Below are 4,838 nucleotides of genomic sequence, written 5' to 3' on the forward strand. Positions count from 1 at the left end.
CCACGTCGTGCGAGTGGTGCTCCGCGGCTCGACGCTGCTGCTCTACACCGACGGACTCGTCGAGCGCCGTGGCGAGCACCTGCGCGTCGGGCTGGACCGCCTCGTCGCCCAGGTCGCGGACCTCACGCGTGACGACGGGGCCGGCCACGCCGGCCGCGACCTGGACGGCCTCGTCGACGAGCTGCTGCGGCGGCTGGTCCCCGAGGGTGAGGCGGACGACGACGTCGCGGTCCTCGCCGTCCACCTCGAGCCATTGCGGGCCGCCCGAACAGCCCGATCGCTCCCTGAGGGCCAAGCTCCCGACCCGGTGACCGCCGGCGCCGGCGCATCCGAGGGACTCGAACGCACCGGGCCGACCGACATCTGACTACTCGACGTCCGTCGTCACGGCGTCGGGTACTGCGTAACGAACTGCGGCGTGCCGGTGTTTGTGTTGTCGGCCTGGGTGCCCACACCGTCGATGACGTGGCGGATGATGCCCTGGCTGAGGTTGACGGTCAGCACGTGCTTGACCTGGACGCCCGGGGTGGTCGGGACCTCGAAGCCGTTCTCGGTGATGACCGAAGGGTTGTTCTGGTTGTAGACGTACGCGCCGCCACCGTAGAGGTGGTGCGTCGTCACGCCGTCCGCGACCTTGTAGGCCGCGTAGCCGAGCGTGCCGTCCGGCGTCGTCCAGTCCGCCTGCGTGCGCGGGTCGTACGGCAGCTCGTTCTGGTAGAAGATCGTCGTGCCGTTCTCGCCGTTCCAGATGGTGTTGTACTCCTGAAAGTGCTCGACGAACAGGCCGGTCGCGGTGACGTTGTCCCCGTTGACGATGACGCCGTTGGGCGCCGTGTTCGTCACCCAGCGGGTGTCGTCGTCGTTGAGCAGCGGCAGCCCGTCGGCCGTGCGCTGAGCGTCGATGTCGGAACGCACGACGGTGTCCGTCGGGAAGCCCTCGTCGCCGTGGTCGGCACGCCACACCCACGCGTGGTCGAGCAGGACGTTGTCGCTGTTGACCTCGAGCGCGACGTCCGTGCGGCCGATGTACGGGCCACCGACGCGGAAGAACACGTCGCTCAGGGTCGTCGGGTTCTTGGCAGCGGCGCGGCTTGAGCTCGAGTGGCCCGAGGGGCCGTGCTTCTTGCCGACCCGGAGGAGCGCGGCCGAGTTGACCTCGCCGGCGTCGACCGTGATGCCCGCAACGACGACACCGGCCTCATCGGCGATCTCGAGCGGAACTGCGCCGCCGACCGAGTGGAGCGTCGCGTAGCCCAGACCCAGCACGACGGTGTCGGCGCGCTTGAGCTCGATGGTCTTGGCGACGTCGTAGACGCCCGGGGTGAGGATCAGGTTCTGGCCCTTGGCGAGCGCGTTGTTGATCGTCTGCTCCGAGTCGCCCGGCTTCGCGACGAAGAAGTCGGTGATCGGCACCGTGCGTCCCGGCGTCAGGCCGTTCGCCCAGGTGATGCCCCTGCTGTTGACTTGTGCGGAGGGGACCCGGACGTTGTACGTGCCCGCCGCGTCGACGAACAGGTAGGGCTTCTCACGACTGACCGGGGTGGTGTCGAGCACCGTGTACGGGTTGGGCGTCGGGAAGGTCTCCACAGGAGCCCCCACGACGCCGGAGAAGACCGCGTTCCACACGGCGTTCGACCAGGACGTGATCTCGCTGTTGCGGGTGTACCACTGCTGCTGCGAACCGTTGACGACCGCTGCTGCGTTGCTCTTGGAGTCGGCCATGAATCCGCCGCTGGCGTACTGCGGACCGTTGGAGCAGTAGTCCATGAACGAGAGTCCGCCGTTGATGTTCACGCGGCGCAGCGGAGCGGCCTGCGAGACGGCCCAGAACTCGGTGTCGGTGCACCAGGAGGGACGCGGCGCGGCCTCTCCCAGCACATTGGTCAGGCCACCCTTGACGTTGATCGTCAGGTTGGACAGCGAGCGCCAGAAGTTCGTCAGCGCGATGCAGTTGCTGGTCTGCCCGTCCGCGAGGCAACGGTTGTAGACGTTGATCGTGCCGTTGATGACGACGTCCGTCGGCGAGGCGCYGAGCCCGGCCACCTCGGTGTAGTAGCCGACCTGGACGTTGAGCGGGGCCTCGGGGGTTCCGTAGGTGCCAGGGAGGAAGTAGATCGCGTCGCGGTGCGGGCCGAACTCGTTGTCGAACTGCTCCGCCGTGATCGCGTCGAACTTTGCCTTGATCTCACTGGTGGGCATGCTCGGGTCAAAGATCGTGACGTTCGCGCCGAGGTCCGGGCTCGTCCCGCTCGGTCCGGGCTTCGGGTGGGCGGCGGCGGCAGTGGCTCCTGCGAGGCCGATCGACAGGGCCGTCACGCCGATCACCAGCTGGCGGCCGAACCGGTGGGGCACCCTGCGGGGGTGGGGAGTGGGCACGGACATCGTTGTCCTACCTTCTGTCGCGACGTCGAACGGGCATGGAGGCGTTCTTCGATCGCTCGAAATATAGGCTCAGTTCGGACGGCAGGTCGAGGCATACACGACAATTCAGGCAGTCGCGAGGCGTTGAGGCCGCCTATTACCGGCTCGAACGCAACCCGGATTCCTTCCGAAGTCGGCCAGTTCACCCCGCGCAGTGCTTTTCGCGCACATCGAGTCGGATCAAGGCGTGCATCGCCAGGGCGCGGCACCGACCAGCACGCCATAGCGAAAGAGAACGACGATGATCAGGCGCAACCTCGGCACAAGCGGCCTCTAGGTCTCCGCCCTCGGCCTCGGGTGCATGGCCTGAGCCACGGATACGGTCCCGCGGTCGCGCACACCGACGGCATCACGCTCATCGGAGCCGCCGTCGATGCCGGCATCACGTTGTTCGACACCGCACAGATCTACGGCCCGTTCACCAACGAGTTGAATCGCCTGGGTTTGATGGAGGCGATGGTTGCAGCGTCCGGGACTTCGCGCACGGTTGAGGAGTACGTCGCTTACGCGCAGGCGATGCTTGCGTTCATCGCTGGGCACGGAACTGCAACGAGGTATTGGGTTTCCTGATGGCGCGGCCCTCGGGTTGCGTTCAGGCCCGGGCGCGAGCGACTGGGAGATTGTCACGTCGTAGCTGCTCGGGTAGCGCGGAACGCGACAAGCTCGGCGGTCCCGTGGCCGGGTGGCGCCGCACCATCGAAAGTGATGGGGCGCGGAGCCCTTTACTGCCTCCGGCCGCGCAGCATCCGTGACGCGCTTGAGCACTACACCGCGTTCGTGGTGTGGCAGTCGTTGACCATCGGCGCCGTTCGATGCCGTGGACGGGGAGGGGGTTGTTCCGCCATTCTCAGGCGGGACACCCACTACGGAGGCTGCCGTGCGCAATGCAACGATGCTGCGTGTCCTGGTCGCAGTCACGGCTGTGGCCGTCCTTCTGGTGAGCTCTGGCTGCGGCAAGGTGAGGCCAGCGTCGGTAGAGGCGATGGTTGACGACATTTTCAGGGCTGGGCGGCAGGCCGGTGACGACGTCGAGATCAACGCCTACGGCATGACGACGAAGATCCCTGCCACAGAGGTCGAGACGGCCCAACAACAGACAGTCCGTACCGTCAACATTTGGCTCACGTTCGCGTCCGAGAACAAGGACGGCATCATGGACGCGGCCTGCATGCTCACGGATTCTCCCGAGACGCTTGCTGACCTGAGCGCGGGCTTTGACGTCCCAGAGCTTGCCCACCTCACCGCCACCGCGAAGGCCGCCGCGCAGAACATCGCCACCGACATGAACCTCCGCAAGGCCACGGGTGCGGGGCTCGCGGCGGTCCAGGCCGCATGCGACCTCGCAGACGCCACTGAAGGCCTCTGAGGCTCCGACTGCCGCTTCAGAGCAGACCTACGGCCGGGCTCCCGGGGAACCCGCCCGTGAGGGGTTGTTGGCGGGTTAGGCCGCCGCGTCCACTGCGTCTAGGCCAGGCAGGATCCAGGTCGCGTAGAGCTCCTTGTCGCTCCCGCAGATGCACGAGCAGGTCTCGCCTGCGGGTCGCAGGTTCATGTTCGGGTCGGCCGGCTTCGCAGGACGTATCGGGCCTGGTGAGACGGTGTGTGACCCGGTCATGGGGTGTCGGGAATTGATGTTCCCCACACAGATCCCCGGATCCAATCTGAACGCCGACGCGTCGATGGGGGTCCGCGAGCCGTTCTGGAGGACGTCAATTGGCACCGCCGGGCTCCTCTCGACGGGCGGCGGCGGCGGTCGGGGGCCGTGCTTCCTCGCCCGCAATGTCGACTGCACCAATCAGCTGCTCGCGTCACTCTGACTCTGACCTGTGTGTCTACCCCGGGGACGGCCCCAGGCCGTATCGTGCGGATCACCAGCGCCCGAGAGGCAGGCAGATGGTGGACGTGGTCGGCGGTGGGGATCCGCCTATCGTCGCGCCTGCGGACCCCGTGGCGGCACTGGCCGCGCTCCAGGCGCGGTACGAGGCGGACCGCGTGCGCTGGCAGCTCGCTGTCAGCGCCGGAGGGGTCGGGAGCTGGGACTGGGACCTCGTCTCGGGCCGGCTCGACTGGGACGACCAGCTGCTCGAGATCTTCGGCGTCGCCCGGGAGGACTTCGGGTCCACGGTCGAGGCGTTCTACGCCGCGCTCGACCCCGACGACTTGCCGCGGGTGATCGACGCGCTCCAGGTCGCGATCGCCACGTGCGCGCAGTACGTCGCCGAGTACCGCGTGATCCGGGGCGACGGCACTGTGCGGTGGGTCAAGGCGCGGGGCATGGCGCTGGCCGGTCCGGACGGGACGGCCGCTCGGGTCCTGGGGGCCGCGTATGACACCACGGCCGAGCGGGATGCCGAGGCGAGATTCGACCGCATCCTCGAGACGATGCCGGACCCCTTCTTCCTGCTCGACGACGAGTG

The 4,838-nt window shown here is 67.7% G+C and carries 5 protein-coding genes; 4 read left to right on the forward strand and 1 reads right to left on the reverse strand.

Going from position 1 to position 4,838, the window contains the following annotated elements; all coding sequences use genetic code 11:
• Positions 1-367: SpoIIE family protein phosphatase (locus ACXJKA_RS19805; protein WP_456826908.1), on the forward strand; the 367-nt coding region annotated here is incomplete at its 5' end.
• A gap of 17 nt (positions 368-384) precedes the next feature.
• On the opposite strand, the gene ACXJKA_RS19810 is transcribed toward ACXJKA_RS19805, so the two are convergent.
• Positions 385-2,382 carry an adenylyl cyclase gene (locus ACXJKA_RS19810; protein WP_456826909.1) on the reverse strand — a complete coding sequence of 666 codons (1,998 nt, stop codon included), beginning with the start codon at positions 2,380-2,382 and terminating at the stop codon, positions 385-387.
• 336 nt (positions 2,383-2,718) lie between these two features.
• Here ACXJKA_RS19810 and ACXJKA_RS19815 point away from each other — a divergent pair, with 336 nt between their 5' ends.
• From ACXJKA_RS19815 to ACXJKA_RS19825, 3 genes are all read left to right on the forward strand, one after another.
• Positions 2,719-2,991: a hypothetical protein gene (locus ACXJKA_RS19815; protein WP_456826910.1), complete on the forward strand. Its 273-nt coding sequence runs from the start codon at positions 2,719-2,721 to the stop codon at positions 2,989-2,991.
• A gap of 307 nt (positions 2,992-3,298) precedes the next feature.
• Positions 3,299-3,787, forward strand: coding sequence for a hypothetical protein (locus tag ACXJKA_RS19820; RefSeq protein WP_456826911.1), 489 nt, complete (start codon positions 3,299-3,301; stop codon positions 3,785-3,787).
• 527 nt (positions 3,788-4,314) lie between these two features.
• A partial coding sequence (locus ACXJKA_RS19825) for a PAS domain-containing protein (protein ID WP_456826912.1) occupies positions 4,315-4,838 on the forward strand: 524 nt, incomplete at its 3' end.

The organism is Cellulomonas sp. P5_E12, assembly GCF_054049315.1.